The sequence below is a fragment of the Kitasatospora sp. NBC_00039 genome, assembly GCF_045160625.1.
Taxonomy (GTDB): Bacteria; Actinomycetota; Actinomycetes; order Streptomycetales; family Streptomycetaceae; genus Kitasatospora.
Map to the genome: position 1 here is coordinate 366,099 of NZ_CP108289.1, position 23,908 is coordinate 390,006.

Annotated in this window: 25 protein-coding genes and 2 pseudogenes; 10 read left to right on the forward strand and 17 right to left on the reverse strand. The window is 71.5% G+C overall.

The window, feature by feature from the left end:
• Window positions 1–110: 110 nt before the first annotated feature.
• From OG286_RS01985 to OG286_RS02005, 5 genes are all read right to left on the reverse strand, one after another.
• Window positions 111–938, reverse strand: a complete 828-nt coding sequence (locus tag OG286_RS01985) for an alpha/beta hydrolase (protein WP_396320257.1) — start codon at window positions 936–938, stop codon at window positions 111–113.
• 462 nt (window positions 939–1,400) lie between these two features.
• A complete protein-coding gene (locus tag OG286_RS01990) occupies window positions 1,401–2,396 on the reverse strand; it encodes an SDR family NAD(P)-dependent oxidoreductase (RefSeq protein ID WP_396320258.1) in 996 nt (331 codons plus the stop codon).
• Between the two features lie 324 nt (window positions 2,397–2,720).
• Complete coding sequence (locus OG286_RS01995; protein ID WP_396320259.1) at window positions 2,721–3,227, reverse strand: DUF6624 domain-containing protein; 507 nt, start codon at window positions 3,225–3,227, stop codon at window positions 2,721–2,723.
• A gap of 120 nt (window positions 3,228–3,347) precedes the next feature.
• Window positions 3,348–4,228 (reverse strand): IS5 family transposase gene (locus OG286_RS02000; RefSeq protein WP_396320260.1). Its coding sequence is split into 2 segments (ribosomal slippage): window positions 3,348–3,868 and window positions 3,868–4,228, totalling 882 coding nucleotides; the frame shifts between segments, so codons are not numbered across the junction.
• Window positions 4,229–4,281: 53 nt separating this feature from the next.
• On the reverse strand, window positions 4,282–5,421 hold the full coding sequence (locus OG286_RS02005) for an NlpC/P60 family protein (protein ID WP_396320262.1): 1,140 nt from the start codon (window positions 5,419–5,421) through the stop codon (window positions 4,282–4,284).
• A gap of 564 nt (window positions 5,422–5,985) precedes the next feature.
• Here OG286_RS02005 and OG286_RS02010 point away from each other — a divergent pair.
• Window positions 5,986–6,522: a hypothetical protein gene (locus OG286_RS02010; RefSeq protein WP_396320263.1), complete on the forward strand. Its 537-nt coding sequence runs from the start codon at window positions 5,986–5,988 to the stop codon at window positions 6,520–6,522.
• Window positions 6,523–7,020: 498 nt separating this feature from the next.
• On the opposite strand, the gene OG286_RS02015 is transcribed toward OG286_RS02010, so the two are convergent.
• Window positions 7,021–7,665: an NADPH-dependent F420 reductase gene (locus tag OG286_RS02015; protein WP_396320264.1), complete on the reverse strand. Its 645-nt coding sequence runs from the start codon at window positions 7,663–7,665 to the stop codon at window positions 7,021–7,023.
• Window positions 7,666–7,713: 48 nt separating this feature from the next.
• Window positions 7,714–8,526 carry an inositol monophosphatase family protein gene (locus OG286_RS02020; protein WP_396320265.1) on the reverse strand — a complete coding sequence of 271 codons (813 nt, stop codon included), beginning with the start codon at window positions 8,524–8,526 and terminating at the stop codon, window positions 7,714–7,716.
• Window positions 8,527–8,641: 115 nt separating this feature from the next.
• Here OG286_RS02020 and OG286_RS02025 point away from each other — a divergent pair, with 115 nt between their 5' ends.
• Window positions 8,642–9,586, forward strand: coding sequence for a LysR family transcriptional regulator (locus tag OG286_RS02025; protein ID WP_396320266.1), 945 nt, complete (start codon window positions 8,642–8,644; stop codon window positions 9,584–9,586).
• A gap of 100 nt (window positions 9,587–9,686) precedes the next feature.
• Window positions 9,687–9,875 carry a hypothetical protein gene (locus OG286_RS02030; RefSeq protein ID WP_396320268.1) on the forward strand — a complete coding sequence of 63 codons (189 nt, stop codon included), beginning with the start codon at window positions 9,687–9,689 and terminating at the stop codon, window positions 9,873–9,875.
• Window positions 9,876–9,962: 87 nt separating this feature from the next.
• Here OG286_RS02030 and OG286_RS02035 read toward each other — a convergent pair whose 3' ends face one another.
• Window positions 9,963–10,844, reverse strand: coding sequence for a LysR family transcriptional regulator (locus tag OG286_RS02035; protein WP_396320269.1), 882 nt, complete (start codon window positions 10,842–10,844; stop codon window positions 9,963–9,965).
• Window positions 10,845–10,925: 81 nt separating this feature from the next.
• Here OG286_RS02035 and OG286_RS02040 point away from each other — a divergent pair, with 81 nt between their 5' ends.
• Window positions 10,926–11,420 (forward strand): cupin domain-containing protein, encoded by a 495-nt coding sequence (locus OG286_RS02040; RefSeq protein WP_396320270.1) that lies wholly within the window; start codon window positions 10,926–10,928, stop codon window positions 11,418–11,420.
• Window positions 11,421–11,599: 179 nt separating this feature from the next.
• Complete coding sequence (locus OG286_RS02045; protein WP_396320271.1) at window positions 11,600–11,959, forward strand: DoxX family protein; 360 nt, start codon at window positions 11,600–11,602, stop codon at window positions 11,957–11,959.
• Between the two features lie 18 nt (window positions 11,960–11,977).
• On the opposite strand, the pseudogene OG286_RS02050 reads toward OG286_RS02045, so the two are convergent.
• Together OG286_RS02050 and OG286_RS02055 are read right to left on the reverse strand one after the other, a co-directional pair.
• Window positions 11,978–12,709: pseudogene (locus OG286_RS02050) on the reverse strand (transposase family protein).
• Window positions 12,710–12,811: 102 nt separating this feature from the next.
• Window positions 12,812–13,948, reverse strand: coding sequence for an LUD domain-containing protein (locus OG286_RS02055; protein ID WP_405364655.1), 1,137 nt, complete (start codon window positions 13,946–13,948; stop codon window positions 12,812–12,814).
• A 152-nt stretch (window positions 13,949–14,100) separates the two neighbouring features.
• On the opposite strand from OG286_RS02055, the gene sigJ reads away from it, so the two are divergent.
• Both sigJ and OG286_RS02065 read left to right on the forward strand, forming a co-directional pair.
• On the forward strand, window positions 14,101–15,051 hold the full coding sequence (gene sigJ / locus OG286_RS02060; RefSeq protein WP_396320273.1) for an RNA polymerase sigma factor SigJ: 951 nt from the start codon (window positions 14,101–14,103) through the stop codon (window positions 15,049–15,051).
• Window positions 15,052–15,602: 551 nt separating this feature from the next.
• Window positions 15,603–16,520, forward strand: coding sequence for an undecaprenyl-diphosphate phosphatase (locus tag OG286_RS02065; protein ID WP_405364657.1), 918 nt, complete (start codon window positions 15,603–15,605; stop codon window positions 16,518–16,520).
• On the opposite strand, the gene OG286_RS02070 is transcribed toward OG286_RS02065, so the two are convergent.
• The 3 genes from OG286_RS02070 to OG286_RS02080 form a co-directional block, all read right to left on the reverse strand.
• Complete coding sequence (locus tag OG286_RS02070) at window positions 16,510–17,130, reverse strand: NUDIX domain-containing protein (RefSeq protein ID WP_396320275.1); 621 nt, start codon at window positions 17,128–17,130, stop codon at window positions 16,510–16,512. The genes OG286_RS02065 and OG286_RS02070 overlap by 11 nt on opposite strands.
• On the reverse strand, window positions 17,073–17,690 hold the full coding sequence (thpR, locus tag OG286_RS02075) for an RNA 2',3'-cyclic phosphodiesterase (protein ID WP_396320276.1): 618 nt from the start codon (window positions 17,688–17,690) through the stop codon (window positions 17,073–17,075). Before thpR ends, OG286_RS02070 begins: the two co-directional genes overlap by 58 nt.
• Window positions 17,691–17,994: 304 nt before the next feature.
• Window positions 17,995–18,327, reverse strand: a complete 333-nt coding sequence (locus OG286_RS02080) for a hypothetical protein (protein ID WP_396320277.1) — start codon at window positions 18,325–18,327, stop codon at window positions 17,995–17,997.
• A 144-nt stretch (window positions 18,328–18,471) separates the two neighbouring features.
• Here OG286_RS02080 and OG286_RS02085 point away from each other — a divergent pair, with 144 nt between their 5' ends.
• The 3 genes from OG286_RS02085 to OG286_RS02095 all read left to right on the forward strand — a co-directional run bounded on the left by OG286_RS02085 (window position 18,472) and on the right by OG286_RS02095 (window position 20,360).
• Window positions 18,472–18,786 carry a hypothetical protein gene (locus OG286_RS02085; RefSeq protein WP_396320278.1) on the forward strand — a complete coding sequence of 105 codons (315 nt, stop codon included), beginning with the start codon at window positions 18,472–18,474 and terminating at the stop codon, window positions 18,784–18,786.
• Window positions 18,787–19,071: 285 nt separating this feature from the next.
• On the forward strand, window positions 19,072–19,614 hold the full coding sequence (locus OG286_RS02090) for a hypothetical protein (RefSeq protein ID WP_396320279.1): 543 nt from the start codon (window positions 19,072–19,074) through the stop codon (window positions 19,612–19,614).
• Window positions 19,615–19,940: 326 nt separating this feature from the next.
• A complete protein-coding gene (locus OG286_RS02095) occupies window positions 19,941–20,360 on the forward strand; it encodes a hypothetical protein (protein ID WP_396320280.1) in 420 nt (139 codons plus the stop codon).
• A gap of 452 nt (window positions 20,361–20,812) precedes the next feature.
• Here OG286_RS02095 and OG286_RS02100 read toward each other — a convergent pair.
• From OG286_RS02100 to OG286_RS02115, 4 genes and pseudogenes are all read right to left on the reverse strand, one after another.
• Window positions 20,813–21,217 (reverse strand): annotated as a pseudogene (locus tag OG286_RS02100) (ArsR/SmtB family transcription factor); the annotation flags it as partial.
• A 110-nt stretch (window positions 21,218–21,327) separates the two neighbouring features.
• The gene (locus OG286_RS02105) at window positions 21,328–21,567 is read right to left on the reverse strand and encodes a hypothetical protein (RefSeq protein WP_405364660.1); all 240 of its coding nucleotides are present in this window, start codon (window positions 21,565–21,567) and stop codon (window positions 21,328–21,330) included.
• Window positions 21,568–22,201: 634 nt separating this feature from the next.
• Window positions 22,202–23,263, reverse strand: coding sequence for a CU044_5270 family protein (locus tag OG286_RS02110; RefSeq protein WP_396320287.1), 1,062 nt, complete (start codon window positions 23,261–23,263; stop codon window positions 22,202–22,204).
• Window positions 23,260–23,889, reverse strand: a complete 630-nt coding sequence (locus OG286_RS02115) for an RNA polymerase sigma factor (RefSeq protein ID WP_396320561.1) — start codon at window positions 23,887–23,889, stop codon at window positions 23,260–23,262. The genes OG286_RS02110 and OG286_RS02115 overlap by 4 nt, the downstream gene beginning before the upstream one ends.
• Window positions 23,890–23,908: the final 19 nt, after the last annotated feature.

The following is a 23,908-nucleotide window of genomic DNA, read 5'->3' on the forward strand; positions in this document are numbered from 1 at the left end:
CCTCCTCTCTCTCACCGCGCCCCGGATGTTCAAGCGCCCGGCCGCGGCCCCGGCCCCCACCGAGGACCGAAGCGCCGACGCCCCGGGCTCCCGACCCCGGGTGACGGCGGTCAGGCGTCCGGGGCCGGGGCGCGGGCCACGGTCAGGGCCTCGGTGATGTACGAGGCGACCAGGGCGGGCACCTCGGCCGGGGTGAAGAAGCTCTCGCCGGGGAGGGTGATGACCCGGATCCCCGGGCGGGACAGCAGTATCCGGCGTTCGTCGTCGGTGATGCCGCCGTCGCCGCTCTCGCCGTGCACCACCCAGGCCGGGCCCTGTGCGGCCCGCAGCCGGGGCGCGAGGGAGCCGTACCGGTCCAGGTACTCCAGGTAGCCACGCATGACGCGGCGTATCACCCGGGGATCATTGCGGCGCAGATCCGCGATCAGTTCGGCGCGGCGCTCCGGGGGCAGCGGACCGTCTTTGCCCGCGCCGTCGAGGAGCTTCAACATCGCGACGTACGGCAGATGGCCCAGCACCGGCGTGAGCCGGTCCAGGGTGCGCAGGAACCGGGACTCGTCCTGCCGCGAGAAACTGGGCGCAAGCAGGACCGCCGGCCCCCGGAAACGGCCCGTGGCGACCATCTCGATCGCCACGTTGGCGCCCATGCTGTGCCCCACCACGACATCGGCGCCCAGGCCGGCCGCGCACTCGGCGGCGAGCCGCGCGTAGTTCTCCAGATCGAAGTCCCTGGGCGGGGCAGTGCCGCCGTGGCCCGGGAGGGTGACGGCGGTCAGACGGACGGCGGCGAGCGCCGGTTCGGCCAGCAGCTCGCGGTACTCATCCGCGGTGCACAGTCCGCCGGGCAGCAGCAGCACACGGTGCTCGGCGTCGTCCGGACCGGACTGGCTCCGCTCCCAGCTCAGCCACGACCATCCGTGGCCCCTCGGTTCGGCCATGCCTCCACGGTAGGTCGGTTGTCCAGGGCCCGCCCGGTCAAGCGACCAGGACGGGGCGGGAGCACGTGGGCGGAGTCCACGAACTGCGCCGGGTGGGCGAGGTCCGCGCAGACCAGCAACCTCCACCGGAACCAGACCCCCCGGAACTCCGCCGCCCGCTCGGCCAGGGATCCGGCGAGGAGACCACCCACGATGACGCGGCGCGGGAACACCCGGATCGACACGCCACCCCAAGCCACCGACAGGCGCTCTGCCCGCACCCCGTCAACGAGCAACCCGCGCACACGGCATGGCCGGCCACAGGCCGAGGCGTTGCTGCCCGATGTCCTGGCCGCGATCGTGCGCGAGGAGATCGAGGCCCGCCGCGACATAGGCCTCCTCCAGTCACATGTCGTGGCCCACGGCTCTGCGCTGCCGCCTCGCCTCCCGCTTTGCCGAACGATCTTGACCGCAGGCCCGATCTCATCCGGTCGAGGCGTCTGCTTCGCCGTGCTCCGTCGCCGGGCCTTCGGTCTTGCCGACCGTCGGGTCGTTGCCGGTCAGGTCGCAGCTGGCCGCCCAGAGACGTGCCGCGGTCGTGGTGTCGGCGAGGTGGCTCCAGAGGGGTCCGGTCCTGGGTACACCGCGCAGTCCGAACGCTCGGGGGCTCAACAGCTGGCCACCGCGGACGCTCGGGTCGAGTACGGCCCGGACTGCGGGCCATGCCGCAGCGTCCTTGCCCTGGACGACAAGGCCGAGCGGTAGGTGGCTCAGCCGCTCGCCGGCGGTTCGGACATGGAATGGCGGGCGCGAAGGGGTGAGGGAGTCGAGCGCGCCGCCGGGATGAACGAGCACGCTCAGCGTTGTGCTGCCGGCGGCACGCAGGCGGCGGTCGAGTTCGAGAGCGAAGAGCATCTGGGCCAGCTTGGAGCGCGCATAGGCACGTTTGGGCTGGTAGTCGTGCGTGCTCTGGAGATCGGCGAGGTCCAGGCGTTCGGACTTGGCAGCGAAGCTGCCGGTGGTGACGATCCGGCTCGCCGGGGTCGCCATGAGCAGGGGGGCCAGGTGGTGGGTCAGCGCGAAGTGCCCCAGATGGTTGGTCGCGAACATCAGCTCGTGGCCGTCCGCGGTTTCGCGGCGTGGTGGATGGTCGAGCGCCACCCCGGCGTTGTGAACTACCGCGTCGAGGCGGTCCAGCCCGAGCGCGTCCACGGATGCCTTGAGCGAAGCGAGATCGGCCAGGTCCAGGGGCATGTGCTTCACCTTGGCGCCGGGGACGCGCGAGCCGATGGAAGCGATCGCGTCTTCGGCCTTCGCCCTGTCTCGGCTGCCGAGAACGACCGTGGCCCCGGTGCCGGCCAGCTGCTCGGCGACGAAATACCCGATGCCCGCGTTGCCGCCGGTGACCAGGAAGCTCTTTCCCCGCGCATGAGGCAGTCGGTGAGCGTCCCATCGCGGGGCCTGGGGTACGGAGGGCATGGCGGGCTCCCGGAAGCTCGGAGTGGTCTCAAGGGGAGCGGGCCGCACATTCACAGCCGGCCACGCCCAGTCCCTACGGTCCCGGGGGCCACTCACATCCCACCGGCAGGTCGCTGTCCCCGCTGACAGCCGACCGACATCGCGCGGGCCCGGCGCGGCAACGGCTGCAGCTTCCCCCGCCGATCGAGAACAAGTGACAGAACCCACCGGCCGTCGAGATCATTTGACAAATGGTCAAGATCACCTGTCACGGGACACGTCCGACCGCTAGGGTCTGTCCGGCGGATCAGGCGCGAGCGTGATCCGCCGGATGCCCGGAGAGACTCAGACCATCGAGAACTGAGCGACGTACTCAGCGAACGGCGGGATGCCGACTTCTTCACGGCGCTCGTCCATGCGCTCGGGATCCTCGCAGGGCCACGGGATCGGCGAGCCCTCCTTCACTCCGGCGATCTGTGTGCCGTAGATCTGCTTCCGCCCTTCGTTCACAAGCGTGCGATCCCGCAGGAAGGCGAGATCGCGCGGGCTGGCAGTGCCGCTGGCCACCGCCTGCTCCATCAGCCGCAGCGCACGTCGCTGAACGTCGAGCTGACGGTCGGCGTGCTGCGCGATCAGCCACGCAGCCCGAGCCGCGTCGTCACCGACCAGTTCCGCGGTCGGCCACCCGTGCGCGTCCATGATCTCGCCGAGACGATCCGCGTGCTGCGCCGTCAAGCGACGCCACGCCAACTGCTCCGCCGGGTCATCGCTGTTCGCCTGGCGCGCGGCCTGGTGATCTGCCGCAACCATGGCGGTGAGCTCCGCGGCCACCGCGGCAACGTCGGATGCCATCCCTACTCCAAGTCAGATCGAAGTTCTCGCTGGTCATCCGCAACCTTAGGTGCGCAAATCACGACAAAATCTCCTCCTGGAGGACGGTGACAGGTACGTCCAGATGTTGGGATACTTGATCTATCCGCGGAGCCAGAGCCGGATCGATGCAACGCTGACAGTTCCGTGGAAGACGTAGGCGCGCTTGTCGTAGCGCGTCGCGACGGCGCGGAAGTGCTTCAGGCGATTGATCGTGCGCTCGACTTCGTTGCGGCGCGTGTACATCTCCTTGTTGAAGGCCGCCGGCCGACCACCCCGGCTGCCTCGACGTTGCCGGTTGGCGCGCTGGTCCTTGGGCTCCGGAATGGTGTGCTTGATCTGGCGTCGGCGCAGGTAGCGGCGATTGCGGCGAGAGCTGTATGCCTTATCGCCGCCCAGGTGGTCAGGGCGGGTGCGCGGACGCCCGCCGCCGGTGCGCTTGACCCGGATGCGCTCCAGGACAGGGATGAGTTGGGGGCTGTCACCCCACTGGCCGGGCGTGATCAGTAGGGCCAGCGGGCGGCAGCCGCCTTCTCCCGCCAGGTGGACTTTGCTCGTCAGGCCGCCCCGGGAGCGTCCGAGTCCCTCGTCGGGGCGGTGCTGCCGAGGCGTTGATCTTTTTTCGGAATCCGCGGTGTTTTGTGCGGTGCCCCGGCCGCGTGCTGGTGGGCGCGGCATGAGGTCGAGTCGACGCTGACCATGCTCCAGTCCACTCGCCCCTGGGCGTCGGCGTCGGCCACCACGGCCTGGAGGATCCTGTCCCAGGTACCGTCTGCGGACCAGCGCCGATGCCTCTCGTAAGTGGTCTTCCAGCTCCCGAAACGCTCGGGCAGATCACGCCAGGGCACTCCTGTGCGGACCCGGAACAGGATCCCGTTGATGACCTGCCGGTGGTCGCACCAACGTCCGCCGCGACCGCCGGACTTCGGCAGATGCGGCTCAAGCCGCATCCATTCCTCTTTGGTCAGATCTCCCCGCCCCACGACCAGAGCAACGATCCGATCGTCAGACAGTCACAAGATCCGCCGGACGGACCCTAGACGTCGAGGTGGCGGTAAGTGAGAACCCCGGAGGCAGGAGTCAGAGGGGCGATGGTGACGTGCCTGCCGGTGCCGGGGGCGTGGAGGACCTTGCCGTCCCCGATGTAGAGCTGGACGTGGCCGCCGCCGTTGGTGATGACCAGGTCGCCGGGCGCCAGGGCCTTGCGGGTGGTGGCCCTTCCTGCTTCGGCCATGCCCCAGGTGGTGCGCGGCAGTGTCACCCCGCCGGCCTGCCAGGCGCGCATCACCAGCCCCGAGCAGTCGAAGGATCCCGGCCCGGTGGCACCCCATGCGTACGGCTTGCCGATCTGCGCGTGGGCGAAGGCCACGGCTGCTGCGGCGCCCCGGTCGGCCGCGGGCTCGTGGACCTTGTCCTTGCTGCCCTTGTCCTTGCTCCCCTTGTCATCACGGCCCTGGTTCTTCTTCGTCCCGGACCCGGACTTGGTGCCGGGGGTCTTCTCGTCCTCGGGCAGCTCACGGATGCCCAGGGCCCCGGGCCCCGCCTCGGGCGTCACCCAGCCCCCGGACGGTGTCCCGGGGCCGAAGGCCGGACCGAGTGTGTCCCCGGCGGCGTCCGAGCGGAGGCCGATCCCCTCGTCGGCATACCCGACGGGCACCGTCTCACCGGCCGCACCCGCCGCACCCGCCGCACCCGCCGCACCCGCCACAGCCGCCACAGCCGAGGGCTCGGCCGCAGCTCCGGGCACACGCAGCGTGGCGCCGGCGTAGATCAGGGTCGAGTCGCCCAGCCCGTTCAGCTCCTGCAGCGTCCGCACCGTGGTGTGGTGATACCGGGCCAGCTCCCACAGGGTGTCCCCACGCTTCAGCACCACCTCGCACGTCACCGGGGCAGGAGCCGGGGCGCTCGCAGCCGGCTCACCCGGGGCTACGCCGGACCCGAGGGCACCGGCCGGGGCGTCCGATCCGGCCGGGGGCTGCGGCCCGGGCGCGTCGCCATGGTTCTGCTCCTCGTCCGGGGAGACCCCCGGCGCGCCGGAGGCAGCGGCCGGCACCGAGCCGGCGGTAGAGCCGCCGGTCGCCTGGTGCACGCCGACGCCCACCAGCACTGTGCACACCGCCACCAGGACGAGGGGCACCACCTTCCGCCGCACCCGGCCGCGGGCCGCATCGGCCACCGTTCCACCGCTACAGTGCGCGGCGCCACGCGACTCGCCCGCCGTCGTAAGAAGCTACCCCCGCCCCGTCCTTGCCCTTCCCGCTCGTGCACGCCCCCTCACCCGCAACGTCCGGGGGCGGGCCGGACACCATCACACGCCCCAGCGGCACGCTCCTCTCCGGTACCGGGACCTGACTCGCCGCCATCCCCGCCGCCATACCGGCGACCACGAACCGCCCCCGTGCCGAGCTGGTCTCCCCCGGGCCCGAACCGGGCAACTGCCCCGTGCGCTCTGCCATCACTACCTCCCTCAGCGGCCGCTACCGGCGGCCTTCGACCGGGAGCCTTCTAGTCCCGTGCGCGTCCGGCCAGGGTCTGGGGCGTCCGAGACAGTCTCGAACCGTCCGGGCAGGTCAGACGGGGTGCAGCCGGCCGCCGGACGTGTACCGCACCCGGTCCCCGGAAACGGGCCACCACCGCTTCCGGCCGCGCGGACCGGACGCCGAACCTCCTTGTCCCCTTCAAGACCCGCCGGGCACGCTCACCGGGATCCGTGACAACAGGCGAGGAAAGGGAATCCGACATGGGACGGAGCGCGTGGCTCACCGCCGGTACCGGCCGGCACCGCAAGGACTCCGGTGCACGGCACCGGATCAGCCGGTGGCTGGGCGCCGGGATGCTGCTGGGCGCCGGCGCGCTGGCCGTACCCGTCCTCGCCGCCACCACCCCGGGTGCTCCGGACGCCTTCGCCGCCGCCGAGGGCCCCGTCCCCGCCCGCTCCCACCCGGCCGCGGCCGGCCACACCCACCGTCCCACCCCGGGTCCCTCGGCCACCCCGCCCGACTGCACCTGCCCAGGGCGCCGGCCCACCCCGCCCGCTGACGACCGGCCCTCCTCCTCGGAGACGACCGCCCCGCAGACCCCGCCCGCCGCTCCCGGCGACAGCCCGGAGTCCGATGACTCCCCCGCCCCGGGGCCCGGCCAGGACCCGGCGCCGACCCCCGACGACCCGTCAGCCGAGGCCGGGCCTCCTCGCCGGCGGCCTCGCCCTGGCCGGTGCGGCCCCGGACGGCACGACTGCCACCGGCCCGTCCGTCACCACCGCCTCCGGCACGGGTGACGCCCCCGGCGCCGGCGATCGCGGGGAACCGGTCACCGGCGTCGCCGCGCAGAGCCGCGCCGCCGTCTTCCCGGGCCGGATCACGACGTGGAACCTCTACGCACCCGGCAGCGCCGAACCCGAGGACTACGCGAAGGAGATCGCCGCGTACCGCCCCCAGGTGCTGGGAGTGCAGGAGGGCTGCCGCGGCGCGGTGCAGAAGACCGTGGAGATCCTGAAGGCCAAGTACAGCCTGAACTACAACGTCGCCTACGGCACGGCCCTCAACGACCGGATCAACTGCGGCTTCTGGGGCGGCAATGCCTACGGCCAGGCGATCCTGTCCGCCGCCCGCCACCGCCGACTGCGTACTCCATGGATCGCTTGCACCCATGTATCGCCGAAACTCGGCGGCCTGGCCGGACGCCCAGGCGCGGTACGTGCGCGCCGGTGGTCCACTCCCTGGAGATCGACGGCCCGCTACCGGCTTGGCCTGAACCCGGTCTTGATCTTGATGGGTCAGCGGGCGAGGGAGACGGCGAAGGGCTTGAAGCCGTGTCGGCGCAGGATGTGGGGAACCACGAGGATCATGGCTTCGGTGGCGCGGGCTGTGGTGATGCCGCCGAGGTCCTCGATCCATGCGGGCTGCCAGCCCAGGTCGCCGAGCAGGCCGGTGACGGTCTTCTTCGCGTTCTGGTCATCGCCCGAGAGATAGGCGGTCGGTGGGGTGGCCAGGGTTTCGGGAGCGGTCATGACCATGAACAACATGGTGTTGAGGGTCTTGACCACCTGGGTGTCGGGGAGGGCGGCCTGGAGTTGTTCGGCGAGGCTGCTGCCGGGATAGCACAAGTCGGCGGGCAGGCCGTCATCGGCGTCGCGGGTGGCGTTGGAGAGATCGACGAGGATTTTCCCGGAGAGCTCGGTGCGCAGGCCGGCCAGGCGGTCCAGGGAGGTGTAGCCGGGCGTCGCGTTGATCACGATGTCCGCGGTGCGGGCGGTGGTGCGCTGGTCGGCGAAGGCGATCTGCGGGGCGATGCCGGCGGCAAGGGCTGCGGCCCCTTCCGGCTTCCGGAGACCGAGGGTGACACGGTGTCCGGCTGCGGAGAGCTTGCCGGCGAGGTTGGCGCCGACGCGGCCGGCGCCCAGGATGCCGATGCTGGTCATGAGGTGCTGCTCCTTGTGGTGTGAGGTGGGTAAAGCGGAGGTGCCCGGTCAGGCGATCGGCGACAGGACCTTGAGGGCGGCGGTGTGGATGCCGGGGGCGGTGGCCAGGAAGTCGCGGCTGCCCGTGTGCCAGGGCTCGCCCGCCAGGTCGGTGACGGTACCTCCGGCCTCGGATACCAGCAGCGCACCCGCGACCAGACCGGAGCGAACGTCGGAGAACTGCCAGAACGCGTCCGTGCGTCCGGCCGCGACGTGGATGAGCTGCATCGTGGCGGGAACGGACACGCGCACGACCAGGCCGTTGATGAGCATGGCCGTGACCGACTCACCGATCCGTCGGAAGGTGCGCTCGTCCTCGCCGGGCCGGGCCTGGCCTGTGCCGACGAGCGCGGCGCCCAGATCGGTCTTGGCGGACACCATCAGGGGCCGGTCGTTGAGGCGGGCACCGCCGCCGGCGACAGCGGTGTAGGTGTCGCCGGTCAGCGGCAGGTGGACGACGGTGAGCACCGGCCGGTTGTCGCGGACCAGGGTGGCGGTCACAGCCCACTCCTCCATGCCGTGAACGTGGTTGATGTTGCCCTCGGCGGGGTCGACTACCCACCACTCCCCCGACGGGAGCGCACCGCCGGCCAGCTCGTCCTCGGCCCACTGCGATCCCCGCCGGGCCCGCAGCAGCGGCTCCCGCAGCACGTCCAGCACCGCGTCGTCGTTGGCGTGGATCTCAGCGACGACCTCCTCCAGGCTCACGCCGCGAGCGTGCGGGGTGTGGCGGTCGCGCAGGGTCTGGCCTGCGGTCTTCACCGCGGCGGTCGTCTCGGACAGGAGCGTCGTGTCGGCGGCGAAAGGCATGGCTGTGCTCATGGCGGGCTCCCTGGGTTCGATGTGTGCGGGCGGCTTGTCTCGCGCCCGCACTTCGAAGGTAGGCCCCCCAACCATTAACAACAAGTGCATGCTATTCACTTATAGAGTTACCGGCATGCAACTGGATCTGAATCTGCTCACGGCCCTGGACGCACTTCTGGAAGAGGGCAGCGTCGCCGGCGCCGCAGCCCGCCTCCACGTCACCGCACCGGCGATGAGCCGCTCCCTGGGCCGCATCCGCAAGGCCACCGGCGACCAGATCCTGGTCCGCACCGGCCGCAGCATGGTCCCCACCACCCGCGCGCTGGCCATGCGCGCCCAGGTCCACGCCCTCGTTCAGCAGGCCCACCAACTCCTGTCCGCACGGCAACAACTCGACCTGGCAGCTCTGGACAGGGTGTTCACCGTGCGCTGGCACGACGCCCTGACCGCCGCCTGCGGCACCGCCCTGGTCACCGCCGTCCACCGCCAAGCCCCCGGCGTCCGGCTGCGCCTGTCCGCCGAACCCGGGACGGACGACGCCGAGCTGCGCCGGGGTGAGGTCGACCTCGAATCGAGCTCCAGCGCCCCGACGCTCCCCGACATCCGCCACCGCCTCATCGGCAGCGACCGGCTGGTCGTCGCCGTCCGACCAGGCCACCCCCTCACCGAAGGCCCGCTGAGCATCGAGCGCTACGCAGCCGCCGAACACCTCACCGTTTCGCGACGCGGAAGCCTGCGCGACCCGATCGACGACGTCCTGACCACCCATGGCCTCGAACGACGCGTCGTCGCCGCCGGGCCCTCCGCCGCCTTCGCACTGCAACTCGCCCTCGACACCGACCTGGTCGTCACCCTCCCCGACGCGGTCACCCGCGCGGCCCGGGAACAACTCGGCCTGGCCACACTGCCGCCGCCACTCCCGCTGCCCGACGTCCCCCTGTACCTGCTGTGGCACCAGCGCTACGACGACGACCGCGCCCACACCTGGCTGCGAGACCTGGCCACCGAAACCGCCCAGGCACTATTCGCACCACCGGCCGCCTCTCAACCGCCCCTCACCAACCGGAACGGGCAGTGACGGACACGCCAGGGGGAAGGCCTGCGGCAGTTGACTCCCGTTCTCATGAACATCACCTATCCGTGCGGGTCCGGTCGGCGAAGCGGTGGCCGGTCGGCCAGTGCGAGCCCGGCTGCTGGTCGGAGTCGGAGGTTTCCTGCTCGGGCTGCTGGTCCAGCTCGGGAACGACGGTCCGCAGGCAGGTGCGGTGGCGGGTGACGCATCGCTCGGCGGTCTCGCTGACCGCGCCCGCCGTTTTTCAGGCAACCTCACAAAGGCGGACAAGAAGATCAACAATCACGCAGCGTGAGACACCACAGAACTCGTGCCAGAGCCCCGGAAGGGGCAGCAGATGCTCACCACTTCGGGAGGCGATCGCGAGGGCCGCAGCGTTTGTTCACGCGGGCGGCGGCACCGTTGCCGGTGCTCTGTGGCGGTACGCGGCTGTCGCGATCTCGATGAATGATCGGATCAACGGGTTGGCATCCCCTTTGTTGTACACCGCCACCACTCGGCTCGGCGCCATGTCGATCAGCGGCACCACGGTCAACTCTGCGGGCAGGTCGTGCCCGAGTGGGGCCAGGCCGACAGTGCCGTTCCACAGCACAGCCTGCAGGCATTCCTGGACGCCGCGCACCACTGGTCCCTCGCGGGGCTTGCCACCGTTCCAGTACGACTGCCAGATGTGGTCGGTGCCCTGCGGGAACTGGAACCAGCGGCGGTCGCGCAGCTCGGCCAGCCGCAGCCGGTCGCTGCGGGCCAGCGGGTCGTCGGCGCGCAGGACCACGCCGACCGGATCGGTCCGCAGCGCACGCACCGTCAGGGCGGTCTCGTCGAACGGCGCCCGGGTGAGGGCGACGTCGACCAGTCCCGCGCGCAGTCCGCACGTCGGGTCGGTCAGATCGGTGTCGCGGATGCGGATGTCGACGCCGGGGTGGTTTCGGCGGTAGGCCGCAGCCAGCCTGGCCACTCCCGGGTCGGTGCCGTCGCCCAGGATGCCGACGGTGATGGTCGCGACGCCGGCTGCCGCGCTCACGCGTACCCGGACGCGGTCGGCGTGCTCGAGTAGGGCTCGCGCATCGTCGAGCAGCACCATGCCCACCGGAGTGAGCGTGACGCCGGTGGTCGAGCGGGCGAAGAGCAGAGCCCCGACCTCGGCCTCCAGCTGCTTGATCGCCCGGCTCAGCGGCGGCTGACTCATATGCAGTCGGGTGGCGGCCCGACCGAAGTGGAGTTCCTCGGCGACCGCCACGAAGTAGCGCAAGGTCCGTAGCTCCATGCTGCAACGATATCCACGAGGTATCGGCGCTGCGGAATGGGTCTTGGACACCGGCGGGGTCCCGGCGGTGCACTCGTGAACATGACCGAAGAAGCGAAGACCAGGCAGCCGCAGGCCGACCCCGCCGTATCGGTGGTGGGTCCCCGAGACGGCGAGACGATCGTTCTGGGCACGACGCGCATGCGCGTTCTGGAGGACGGCAGCCACACCGGCCACCGCCTCGCGATCGCCGAGTCCGTCCTCGCCCCGCACACCCAGGGACCGCCTCAGCACCGCCATGCCCGACACGACGAGGGCTTCTACATCCTCTCCGGAACCGTGCGGTTCACCGTCGGAGAGGAGGACCACGACGCCACCACGGGCACGCTCGTGATGGTTCCGCCCGGCACCCCGCACACCTTCGCCAACCTGACCGACGAACCCGCTGTCATGCTCAGCACCTTCACCCCCGACCTGTACATGCAGTACTTCCGAGACCTTCAGGAGGCGCTCGCCGGCGGCCGGCCGCTGACGCCACAGGCCAACATCGACGCGATGAGCCGCTACGCGACACAGCCTGCCACCGACCTCACCTGAAGCCGACGGGACGGAGTGGCCCGGCCGCCTCCCTCCGACTTCCGTCCGGTGGGGCCGTGGCGCTCCCGCCTTCGTGTCCAAACTCCTCGGACGGCGGACCGGGCTTCTCCAGGGGCTTCCCTGGCAAATCGACGCAATCGACGGGCCCCCGCGAACCGGGGGCCCATGAACGGGAAACCATGGACATCGCCTACTGGATCGTCGCGGGACTCCTCGCGCTCTTCTACTTCTACGCAGGCACGCTGAAGGTGATCCGCAGCCGCGATCAACTCCGACCGATGATGGCCTGGGTCGACGGGATACCTCTGCCCGCCCTCCGGGCACTGGGGACAGTCGAAATACTCGGCGCGACCGGTCTGATCCTGCCACCGATGACCGGCACCGCTCCCGCGCTGGCGCCGGCCGCAGCCATCGGCTTCGTACTCCTGCAGACCGGTGCGATCGCCGTTCACCTGACCGGCGAGGACCGGCGGATCACACTCAATGTCGGACTCACCGCCACCGCGGCCGTGACCGCCTGGTTGGCCACCAGGCCGTGATCGGGCACAGTGAGCCTTTCAGCGTTGCCGCTCGAGGGTGAGGACGGCTTCAGCTGCTGACGTAAGCCAGTTCGGGCTGCAGCGGGCACGGCGGAAGATCCGCCACCGCTTGAGTGTCGCCACGCCTCGTTCGACGGGGTAACGAAACCGGGCGTGGGCCCGGTTCAGCGATCTCTGCCCGCGGTGAGCTCCTTGCCGACGTTTTCGCTTGACCGGCACGGCGAACGTCCCGCCGGCGCCGGTATAGGCCAGGTCGGCCAGGTCGGCCAGCGCAGGAATGCGAAGTCTCACGCAGGTCTTCACGATGCGGTGGGTCCGGGCCGCGGTCAGGTCGTGGGTGCGGCCCGCCAACGCTCGTGAGCCCACACGAGTTTGCCTTCCGGGCCGGCGATGACCTGGAGGTTCACGCCGTGGCGGCGATGCTTGCCCGAGTAGTCGGCGCGGCCGTCGCAGACGCGGTCGCACTCCGCGAGAGTGCCGTCGACCAGCACGTACTCGGGGTCGGCCTCGCGCAGGGCCTGGGTCAGGCCGGGCGCGCAGGGGGGGCGAGGAGGGCGGTGACCGCATGGACGTAGGCGTGGGCGGTGCCGACGCTGATCCGGAAGCCGGCGCGATCTGCGCGGGGGTGTCGTGCTTGCGCAGGTACACCAGTGCGACGAGCGCCCGTTGCGAGGGCCGGAGCTTGCACCGACGGTCACCATACCGGGTGACGATCAGCGTGGTGACCCACTCAACGAGCGCATGCGGCAGGTCCGCCCGGCCACCCCGCCGGCTGGTACGTCGAGCGGGCCGACACCCAGCAGAACTGGGTGGTCTGGCGCAGGCGTTGACCGCCCGGCCCGGCGCGGGACGTCAGAATCCGATGGCCTCGCGCAGCAGCAGGACAGTGCCGCGGCCGGACTGCGGCTCGGCGTTGAGGACGAGCAGACGGTTGACCGCGCTCGGCTGCCCGTAGACCGCTTGGGCGCGCGCGTTCTCCAGCGGGAGGGCGTGCTCCTCGACCCGGCGCAGTGCGGTACTCAGGTCGGGCACCACCTTCTGCGCCCCGACGACCCAGATCGCCTTTGCGGCGCCGCCCGCGGAGGCGGGCAGCTGGCTGCCGCTGCCCGAGGCGATGACGAGCGAGCCGGTCTCGGTGACGGCCGCGACGCTGGCGACGAAGACGTCCGGGGTGGCCACCAGCCGGCGGATCCGGTCGAACTCGGTGGCGCGGTCCATCCCCAGCACGTTGCGCCGGATGGCCTGGTAGCGGTCGCCCTCCTCGAGGTCCTGCGCGATGCCGGAGAGCCCGAGCGTCTCGCTGGCCCCGGTGAACACGCTCGCGCCCTCCGGTATCAGTTCCTTGACGCGGGCGCGGGCCGCCGCGGCGTCGTCGAGCAGTTCGGCGGTGAAGCCGTTCGCCCGCAGTGCCGCGACCACCCGGTCCAGCCGCTCGGCGGACACCGGTGCGCCGAAGTCGTCGGGCGCACCCGTGACCGACCCGTCCGTCCCGGCGGCCTCCGAGGCCGGACCCGCGTCCCGGACCTCACCGAAGCCGTGCGACTGAACGTCGGGACCGGACGCGGAGCCCCGCAGCGGGGTCGTGTCGACGTACCTGACCTCGTAGACCCGCTCGGCGAACTTCCAACCCTCCGGCGTCCGCCGGTAGCTGTCGTGGTACACGGCGAAGTTCAGGCCCGAGCGGCCGTCGAGCATCCGCGCGATCTCCTGCATGTAGGCGCGGCCCGTGGCCGTGTCGCCGTCGAGCCGGATCGTGCCCGGGTGGCTGTTCTGCACGAAGAAGTCCCACTGGGCCTGCAGGCGTTCGCCTCCGGTCCGGATCTCCCCGCGGCCGACGAACTCGACCGGGACGTTGGGCATGCGCAGCACGCCGTCGGGGGTGAACAGCGCGGCGAGGCGGGCGCGGTCGCGCATCATCGCCGCGTCGGTGAACTCGCCGCGCAGCGCCTCGATCTCGACGCGGTCGGCGATCTCCTGGAAGTCGTTCATGTGAGGCGTCCTGTCCTGTGGCCGGCGTGTTCCCCTTCACCCGGTCCGACAACGCAGCCCTGCCGAATGTGAGGCGAGCCGCCGACCTCACATTCCGCCGCTCTGATTTGTCGTAAGGGAGAGGGGCCGCGAACGAGGGAGCCGGAGAGCGTATGACCACGCCGTGGGAACAGTCGCAGCGGCAGGCGGAGGAGCAACACGACCCGGGCCTGGACACGATCACGAGCGAGCGGCGACAGCTGCTCAATCTCGCGTACCGGCTGCTCGGGTCCCTGGCCGACGCCGAGGACATCGTCCAGGAGACCTACACCCGTTGGTACGCGATGTCCCGGGCGCGGCAGGAGGCCGTCGAGTCCCCGGGCGCCTGGCTGACGACGGTGGCCAGCCGTCTCTGTCTGAACCTGCTCGGCTCGGCGCGCAGCCGACGGGAGACCTATGTCGGGGAGTGGATCCCGGAGCCCCTGCCCGATCCGGCCGAGTGGATCGCCGGGGCGGCGGGCGGCGTCGGCGGGGACCCGGCTGACCGGATCACCCTCGACGAGTCGGTGACCATGGCCTTCCTGGTCGTGTTCGAGTCGTTGACCCCGGCCGAGCGCGTCGCGTTCGTGCTGCACGACGTCTTCCGCTACCCGTTCGCCGAGGTGGCCGAGGTCATCGGCCGCAGCCCGGCGGCCTGCCGTCAGCTGGCGTCCTCGGCTCGCCGTCGCATCGCCGCGCGGGCGGAGGCGAGCCCCGGCGCGGCCCGGCAGGCGAGCGTCGTCCGGCGGTTCAAGGCGGCCTGGGAGGCGCAGGACATCGAGGCCCTGCTCGGCCTCCTCGCCCCAGGCGCCACCGCGGTCTCCGACGGTGGTGGCCGCGCCATCGCCCACCTGCTGCCGGTCGAGGGCGCGGAGCGGATCGCCCGCCTCTATCTCACGATCGCCCGGCTCGCGCCGCCCCGAACGATCCTCGAGCGCACCGTCAACGGCCTGCCGGGCCTGGTGATCGATTCGGAGGGCCGGATCGAGACGGTGTTCGCGTTCGAGATCGCCGAGGACGACCGGGTCACGCACATCTGGGCGGTGCGCAACCCGGACAAGCTCCAGCCGTGGCAGCCGTCCTGACCGTCCCCCGCCGGCCGGTGCCGCCAGGCGGCGTCCGCGATGACGTGGCTCGGCACCGCGGGCTTCGACCGCGGGCCGCGCTGCGGGCATCGGTCCTGGCATCGCCGAAGGTGACCACGAGGTCGGCCGCCTCCGTCCGACCGGCCGAAAGCGGGAGAGCGGTCGACAACCGGGCTGCGCAGCGGGGCGGGCTCGTTCGTCCTCGCCGCGCTCCCCCGGCGGGAGGACGCGGACCTCCCGACGGGAACGGCTGAAGGCCTGAACGAAACGGCCGGTCGACCGGGGCGCCCAGGGGGCGTCGTTGCGCCGTGCTGGTCGTAGGGCGCCGAACCGCTCGCCGAGGGCGCAGCGGGCCTGGCCCCGGTCTTTCGTGACGGTCCGTCGGTCCATTCGGCCTGGTTACCGATCGGGACCGAACGTAGGGGAGCCGGCGGAGTACATAGATCATCTTGTAGTAGTCTCGCTCCGCCCGAGGGACGGGGGAAGCGGCGTCACCCTCGTGCGGAGGCCCTGTACGGATCTCCCGCCGATTGTGAAAGTCATCGTCGAAGATGTCCGTCCTGACCTATCCCGAGGCCGTCGGTGTCGGCCTGCTCCAAGGTGTCACCGAGCTGTTCCCGGTCTCCAGCCTCGGCCACAGCATCCTGCTGCCCGCGCTGGTCGGCGGGCGCTGGCGGCACGACCTCGACGTGTCCGCGCCGGGCTCCCCGTACCTGGCCGTCCTGGTCGGGCTTCGCCTGGCCACCACGCTGGCTCTGGTGATCAGGTTTCGGCAGGACTGGGCGCGGATCACGCGTGGCCTGTGCAGTTCGGTCCGCCGGCGGCTGATCCGCGAACCGGACCAGCGCCTCGCCTGGCTGGTGATCGCGGGGGCCACACCCGTCGGTGTCGCCGGGCTGGCCATCAGCGGGGTGTTCAAGGCGACGCTGGGCAGGCCCGTCCCCGCCACCGTTTTCCTCACCGTGAACGGCCTCCTGCTGTTCGGTGTCGAGCTGCTCCGGCGCGACGGTTCCGGCCGACGACGGGCGCAGCCGTTCGTCGCCCCGGGCGACAAGGACCTCTCCGCCGAGGGACAGTCGGACCGTCGAATCGTCCAGTTGAGCTTCTGGCAGGCGGTCTGCATCGGGGCGGCGCAGATCGCCGCCTTCCTGCCCGGGATCAGCCGCACGGGGATCACCATCGGCGCCGGTGTCCTCAACGGCCTGTCCCACGAGGACTCGGCCCGCTTCGCGTTCCTCCTCACCGCGCCCGTGATCGGGTCCGCCGCCCTGTTCGAACTGCCCTCGCTGGTCGACGCGGACGGCGCCGACCTCGGTGCACAGGTCCCGGTCGCGAGCGTCCTGGCCTTCGTCGGCGGGTACGCGGCCGTGCACTTCCTCAGCAAGTACTTCAAGACGCACACGCTGAAACCGTTCGCCTGGTACTGCTCACTGGCCGGGCTCGGCGGGCTGGTCTACCTCACGCTCTGACCTCCGCCTCGAACGGAAGAGCAGCCGGCTGAGAGATTCGGGCCCGCTTCGCACGACGCCCGCCGGTGACGCCCCATGGTGCGCTCCTCCGGCACGGCGGTGCGCACCACGGGGCAGTGCTGTGTGTCGGGCCCTGAGTCGTCTGGGTGGGCCGTGAAGACCGGGTACCGGCGGCGGAACGGCGCGCTCTCGCCCGGGCGCTCCGGTCACCTGGTCCTGGACGTAGCGCAGCACCCGCCGGCGGCGCGGGCAGCACCGCCGGGTCGAGGCCGAGTTCCTCGCGCAGCTCCCGGCGCAGCGCCTCGGGAGGGTCCTCGTCGTCCTCGACCAGGCCGCCAGGCCGGGGAGCTGAAGACCTGCAGGGCGCTGGCGGCGGATTCAGGCACACCCCACAGCCCGGGGGATCGGGCGGCTCTCGCAGGCCAGCCGGAACAACGAACCGACGACGGCAAACACGGCCCGACCCTTCCCGGCGCAGCACCACCCCACCCGGGGTTCCGTCACCAACGGACCGACACAGCCACCCACCCACCGCAGGCACTCGCCTGCCGGCTACGGCCCAGTGGGAGCGCCGTCGCCCCCGGCCCGGACGGCGGGACCGAATCGCCACGCCTCGATGTCGCGGTAGCGGATCGGCCCGGGGCCACGGCCGATGTTGCTGCCGACAAGGTGGAGACGCTCGGCCTGCCACGGCCGGCCCACGAACCCAGTGAGCCCGGCCGCGGCCTGCGGCACGCTGGTGGGATCGTCGCGGCGGGACCGTGCCAGGGTCAGGTGGGGGCGCAGCGGCCGGTCGCTGAACTCGATCCCGCAGGACCTGACCAGGTCCCGGACGTCGGCGGCGAGCAGGTGGAGTCCCTCCAGGTCCCCGTCGATCCCGCTCCACAGCAGCCGCTGGTCGAAGTGGCCGCCGCCCCGCAGGCCTAGCTGCAGGGCGGGGCGCGACGCCGTCGGACCGGCCAGCGCCGACCGCAGCAGCGGCACTGCCGTGGACGGCAGTTCGCCGAGGAAAGCCAGGGTGATGTGCCAGTCCTCGATCCGGTTCCACCGCAGCCGCGGATACATGGCGTAGGCGGGCTGCAGGGCCCGGGCCAGTTCGTCCTTGGCATCGTCGGGCGGAGCCAGCGCCACGAAGACGCGCAGGGTCGAGGGCTCGGGGTGATCGTCCACGAGGGGGGAGGTTAGCCGAGGGCAGGCCGCCCGCGCTCGCCGGGGCCGACGCCCTGATCAGCGGCCGCCACCCCGCTGCGGCCGCAACCCCGCTGCGGCGGCCGCGCCGCCCCGGGGCACAGCGCCGACGCCCAGGCCCAGGAGCAACCCGGACCCCGGCACCGGGAAGCGCCCCGCCGGGCACCCGGACGCCGGGCCGCACCGCGCCGGCCGCCCGCCCGCCCGCCCGCCGAGTAGCCCTGTCCCCGCCGCGCACCACGACGAGCTCCCGCAGCCCCCGGGCCCCGGGCCCCTCCGCTCCGCTTCAGCGCCTGGCGGCTCCCTGGGCCTCCCGCAGACTCACCAACCGGACATGGAGGCCGAGGTCGACTTCGGCGACGTGACGGTGCGGCTCGCCGGGCGAGTTGGTGTCCTGCTGTTCTCCTTCCGGCTGTCCTCCTCGGGCAAGGCCGTCCACCGACCCGTTGACCGCACTACCGGCGTGTCCTGTTGCGCCGTGCCCACGCTTCCAGGGTCGGCCGGTGCAGCCGGTCGCGGCGCACAGCCGGGCCGTGCCGATCTCGCCGGCGAACAGCAGCCGGTCCTCGTCCTGCGGTTCCGTCAGCCGGGCCGCGCGGTAGCCAGCTGCACAGGGCACGGGAAGAAGCCTGCTTGGCGAGCAACGGTGCTCAGGCACTTGACCGTTGGGTGCGGGCGATGAAACCGTCCACAGGTGATCAATACTGCGGGGGGACCGCTTTCGGCTCGACCGGACGACCGCGCCGCGTCCGTTCTGCGCTTCGTGGTGGAACTCGTCGCCTGGGTGGCGACACCCTGGGCGCTGGCCGGCCACTCCTGGTTGCTCGCCGCTCTGTCCGTGGTGCTCCTGGTCGGCCTTCCCACGTGCTTCTCCACTCCAGGTGACAAAGCGCAGGTGATCATCGCAGTACCGGGCTTGGTCACGATCCTCCTGGTGCTGCTCCAGCTCGCCGCGGCCGTGGTTTCCTCATGGCTGGCCTGGCCCGTGTGGGCGGCCGGCCCCGTGACCCTGCTGGCCGCCGCGACCCTGGTCACGGAGCGCCGACGCTGGCGGTGGCTGGTCTCCGGCGAACTGTGACGTGACGCGGTGGTCGGAACCGGCCGGTCGCGGTGACCTGGCCTTCTTCCCCGTGTATGACGAGCTACCGAACTTGAAAGCGTGATGTCGGTCAGCCTTCCGGGGTATGGCTGGTGCCGGCGAAGCAGCCGTCCGCCCGGCTCGTAGCAGCCATCCCTGCCATCGAAACTCGCCCGGAGCCGCGGCCGCCCTTCCAGCGGAGGACTCGATGCCCCTCGCGGGGGTGACCGTCGGGCACTACTTCAGGCCGATCCCCTGCGCCCGCCGGGGAAGGAGGATCGGCTCATGCGATTCAAGACGCTTCATCCATCCCCGACGGTCGGTGACACCGCGCAGCCGGTCCCCAAGTGGGCCGTCCGCTCCGCCCAGGTCATACCCCTGGCTGTTTTGCCATCGTGCCTCTGGCGCCTGCCGTTCGCGTTCGACTACGAGATGGGCCAGGTCTACGCCGTCCACAAGACCTGGCACTGGTGGGTGATCCTCTACGTCTTCGGGCTCAGCCTTCTCTCCGAGGGGCTCGCCTACCTCTCCTTCGGACTGGTGGCCGGATGGGGCGAAGTGGCTCCTTCCTGGATCCCGATCATCGGCGGCCGACGTATTCCACCGCTCGCAGCGATCGTTCCGGCCACCTTGGGCGGTCTGGCGCTTATCGCATTGTGGGACCCACTGCCGCTCGCCTTTCTCCACATCGGCGGGGTCCCCCTCGTCGAGTACTCCAACGGCTGGTGGAAGGCCCTCGCGGCAGCGGCCACTCTCCCGCTGATTCTGTGGGGCCCTCTTCTCCTGGCTCTGACGTACGCGTACTACAGGCGCCGTCGTGGAGAGTGACATGTGGTCAACTTGATTGGGTGGAGTCGGTGCCGTTCGCCCGACAACCGGCAGATGCTGTCGGTGGCCCTGCACTGTGAGGTATGCGCAGGGCGGCGGTTCGACCGCCGCCGAGAGGGCCGCGAGGGAGCGGATCCGGCATCAGGACCTGCCGATCGACCTCACGATTGAACGAAGCCGGCCTGCACGATCGGGCAGTGCACTGCGTGGGCTCGCGCCGTTGTCACGGCGGGATCTTGACCGGGCGTCTGCAAGGACGACAGGGTGGTTCGCGCCCGGATCACCATCTCCGGCGCACAGCCCTGCCAAGAGCAAGAGAGAGAACCATGAACAAGATCCGAAGTGCGGTCGCAGTCGCATCGGCACTGGCCGCCGTACTGGCCGCCGCCCCCGCCGCCGGGGCATCGGACAAACCGGTCGTCGTCGGGAAGACCTGCTCCAACCGTGGCGGGCTCTTCTACTGCGGGTTCGCCTACGGCTCCGGCGAGACCATCATGAAGACGTCGAAGGGCGAGGTCCGCTTCGTGATCGGCCTGGACCACGCGGTGTGGATCAACGACGACAACGGAGCATGGGGCTCCCTCGGCGGCGGCCCCTTCGTCCGGCAGGTGAAGGTCCTCAACCACCAGGGCGACTTCAACTTCACCATCAGTTCCCTCGACAGCAACAACGTGACCTGGTCCCGGACCCTCACCCCCTGGGACGGCTGGAGCGAGTGGTACCCGGGCGTCCCCAAGGGCTCGTAGTCCGACCGAGGACGAACGCGGCGATCGTCCTGTTCACCGCGACCGCATGCTGGGCGAACGTGAGGTCAGCGTGCCCCCGCACGGTTCACGATCACGACCCGTCGCACGCGCTTCCTCCTCGAGGAGCACCCACTGATCGCGGCTCAGTGACACCCGGCCTGAACGAGAGCCTGGCCAGGGCGACCATCGGGCCCGGCTCGCACCGGCGGGTGTTCCGGGTGCGCGGTGCACGGTGTGCGACGACGGCCGCACGTGGCAGGCGGCCGTACACTCAGACGCGTCGCGGGGTCAGGCTGTCCCCGGTGCGCCGGCTACGTCGCGCGGGGACGCGTCAGCTCTGGGAGCCGGTGTCTCCGAGGAGTTCGGCCTCGATCAGGAAGATCAGCTGCTCGCAGAGTTCACGCAGCGAGTCGAGGACCTACGCGATGCGCAGCGCCGCAGGCAGCAGCAGCTCAATCAGCCTGCCGAACAAGCACCGACTCCCCCCGCCCCGGGCGCCCTCGCTTCCCCGTCAGTTGGTCGCCGAGCGGGCTGCGACGGTACAGGACGTGGCGCCCGTCGCGCGCCCGGGTGACGAGACCGGTGGCGTGCAGCACGCGCAGGTGCTGGGACACGGCGCTCGGGGTGACCCTGAGGCGGCGGACGATCTCGACCGTGGGCAGCGGCTCTTCGATCAGGCGGAGCAGCCCCGCCCGGGGCGCGCCGAGCAGGGAGGCCAGAGCGGCTGCGTCGGCCACGGGGGCCGGGGCCCAGAGCGTCGCTGCTCCCCTGCTGGGGTAAGCCACCGTGGGTGGCCGGTCCGGGCTGACCGGGGGCACGGGCTTGTGGGCGAACACGGACGGCAGGAGCAGCAGTCCGGCCGTACCCACCTGCTCGGCTGGCTCGCCGCTGTGCTGGGCGGACGAGCTCGCGGATCCGCCTGTCCCAGGTGCGGTCCGCGGGGCCGCCGCGCACGGTGGCGGTCCGCTCAGGCGGGCAACCAGGACGGCCACCACGGGGGAACGTTGCTGGTCGGGCAGAGCCCTGAGTCACCGTGGTACCCGCTCGGCGCGCCCAGCAGCGCGAAGCACCCGGCCGCCAGCACCGCGAGCGAGAGCAGCACCAGTCCTACCGGCACGATCCCCCGCCAGGCGATGGACAGCCCGGCGGTCAGCCGCCTCGCGCCCGCCCACACCGCCACCGCCACGACCAAGCACAGCAATTCCATGCCGGGCCACTCGACAAACGAGAACACGAACTGGTGCTGCGGCTCCCAGGCCGCATCGCAGTAGCTCCGCGCAGACGCCACCAGAAAGGCCGCCCCGCACCCACCGGCCAGGCCCAAGGCCCCGATCCCGACCCCGGCGACCCCCCGCAGGAAGGCGGGCCCCCGAACCCCGGGGGCCCGCCCGGACCTTGCATCGACAGGGATATTCATGCTTCTCCGGACGCACGTGCCACGGCGACGGTTCTACGCAGTCGAGGTGCCGACCGAAGAGGTTCCCCCACGACGACGCGGGCAAGGCGCCGCCGGGCTGCCAGGCTTGGGCAGTTGCCGTCCGGCCCGCGCCCGTTGTGGCAGCCTTCTCCGAGCCCGTCGACACACCCGGACCGACGGCCGGGCGCGCCTGCTCACCGTCGAGTGGCCCCGTTCCTTAAGCCGACCGCCGCCGAAGCGCCGTCAGCGGCGAGGTCTACGTCACCCTCCCGTACGGCCGGTGGGCCGCCCGGGGTGGCCGCACCCTCGCGGAGGCGGCGCCGGACCCGACCCGCTGCGGACCGCAGCGGCGGTTCCTGACGAGGACTCGGATCCGTCCGCCCGCCGCCCCCGGGGATGAGGCCGGGGGCGGCGGGCGGGGTGGTCAGGCCTGTGCGGTGCCGGGCCGGATGCCCGGGGCGTCGGTGGCGGCGCGCTTGAGGACCGCGGTGCTGGCGGTGACGGTGCCGGGCTTGACCCCGGAGACCTCGGTGACCTGGACGCTGCGCTCGCCCAGGAAGGCGTACGAGGTGCGGTCGAAGATGATCTCGTCGCGGGAGCCGCTGGCGGCGTTGGTGCGGGCGATGGCGATGCCGGTGCGCCCGGCGGCGTCGGTGGCGCTGTCGACCAGGACGACGCCGGGGATGCGGGCTGCGGCCTGGTAGAGCGCGGCGGCGAGCGTGCCGGGCACGGCCTGTTCGCGGATCAGGTCGCCGATGGTGACGAAGGCCTCCTGGTCCGGCCCGCTGCCGGCTCCCTTCGTCTCGGCGTAGATCTTCCGCAGCAGTTCCTGCGGGTCGGTGGGCAGGGTGCGCAGGTAGTCGTAGGAGGGACCGTTGAGGGCGGCGCCGGTGCCCGAGTTGAACGCCGTGCCGCCTTCCGGGGTCTTGCCCTCCTCGGTGAGCCAGCCGCTGCGGCCGTCGGCCGAGTGCCACACCTGCCGCTGGTGGGGCTTGTCGACCCAGCTCTTCGCCGTGCCGCTGTCGGCGTCGACGGTGCTCGCGAGGTGGGACACGGTGCTCTCGATGTAGACGTACTGGCCCGGGCGCAGGACGAGGTCGGGCGTGGCCTGCGCGGCCTGGGAGATCCGCTCCACCGCGCCGGCCAGGCCGGTGACGGAGCCGACCGTGACCGGGACGACGGGGGCGGCGACGCGCTCGCTCCGCGCGGGGGCTGCTCCCTGGTCGCCGGGCGTGAGGACCACCACGGTGGCGGCCACGGCGAGGGTCGCCAGCGTGGCGGGCACGGCGATCAGCAGCCGACGACGGCTCCTGGCCGCCGGGCGGACCGGAACTGCGGCTTCGGGTGTGCGGGCGATCTCGTTCATCAGGAACTCCTCGATCTGGCGCTGCCGGCCGAGCGGGGCGGCAGTTGCTTCGGCCGCGGGCAGCAGGTGCCTCAGCTCCGTGTGGTCGAGCGACTGCCGCCGCTTCGGGGTGCTGGTCATCTGTTCCACTCCTTGTGCGACCGGGCCGGAACCATCCGGCCACCCTGTACTTGTCCGGCTGCCCGCAGGGGTTCCGGACGAATTCTCGAAACCTGCCGGAGTTCCTTGTCGGCCAGGGCACGCAGCCGGGTGCGGGCCCTGGAGAGCCTGGAACGTACGGTGCCGACCGGGATGCCCAGCGCCTCGGCGGCCTCGGGATAGCTGAGGCCGGCCCACACACACAGGGAGAACACCTCGCGCTCCCCACGGCGGAGTTTCTCCAGCGCGGCTTTGGCAGCCAGGAGTTGATCGTTGTCGGCGAGGCGGCCGACCAGCTCGTCGGCGAAGTCCGGGACGGGTTCGGGCGCCGGCATGCGGGCGAGGGCCGCCGCATGCCGACGGGCCGCCCGGGCGCGGTTGCGCAGCACGTTGACGGTGATACCCATCAGCCAGGGCCGAGGCGTGGTCCCCTCGTCGCGGAGCTTGCCCCGCAGACGCCATGCCTCCAGGAAGACCACTGCCATGACGTCCTCGGCGCCGGCACGGTCACCACTCACCCGGACCGCGTGCTGGCGGACCGCCTGCGCGTGCTCCTGGAACAACTGCCGGAAGGCGCCGGGATCCCCGGCTCTGATCCGCTCGTGCATCGAAAAGTCCACGCCTGTG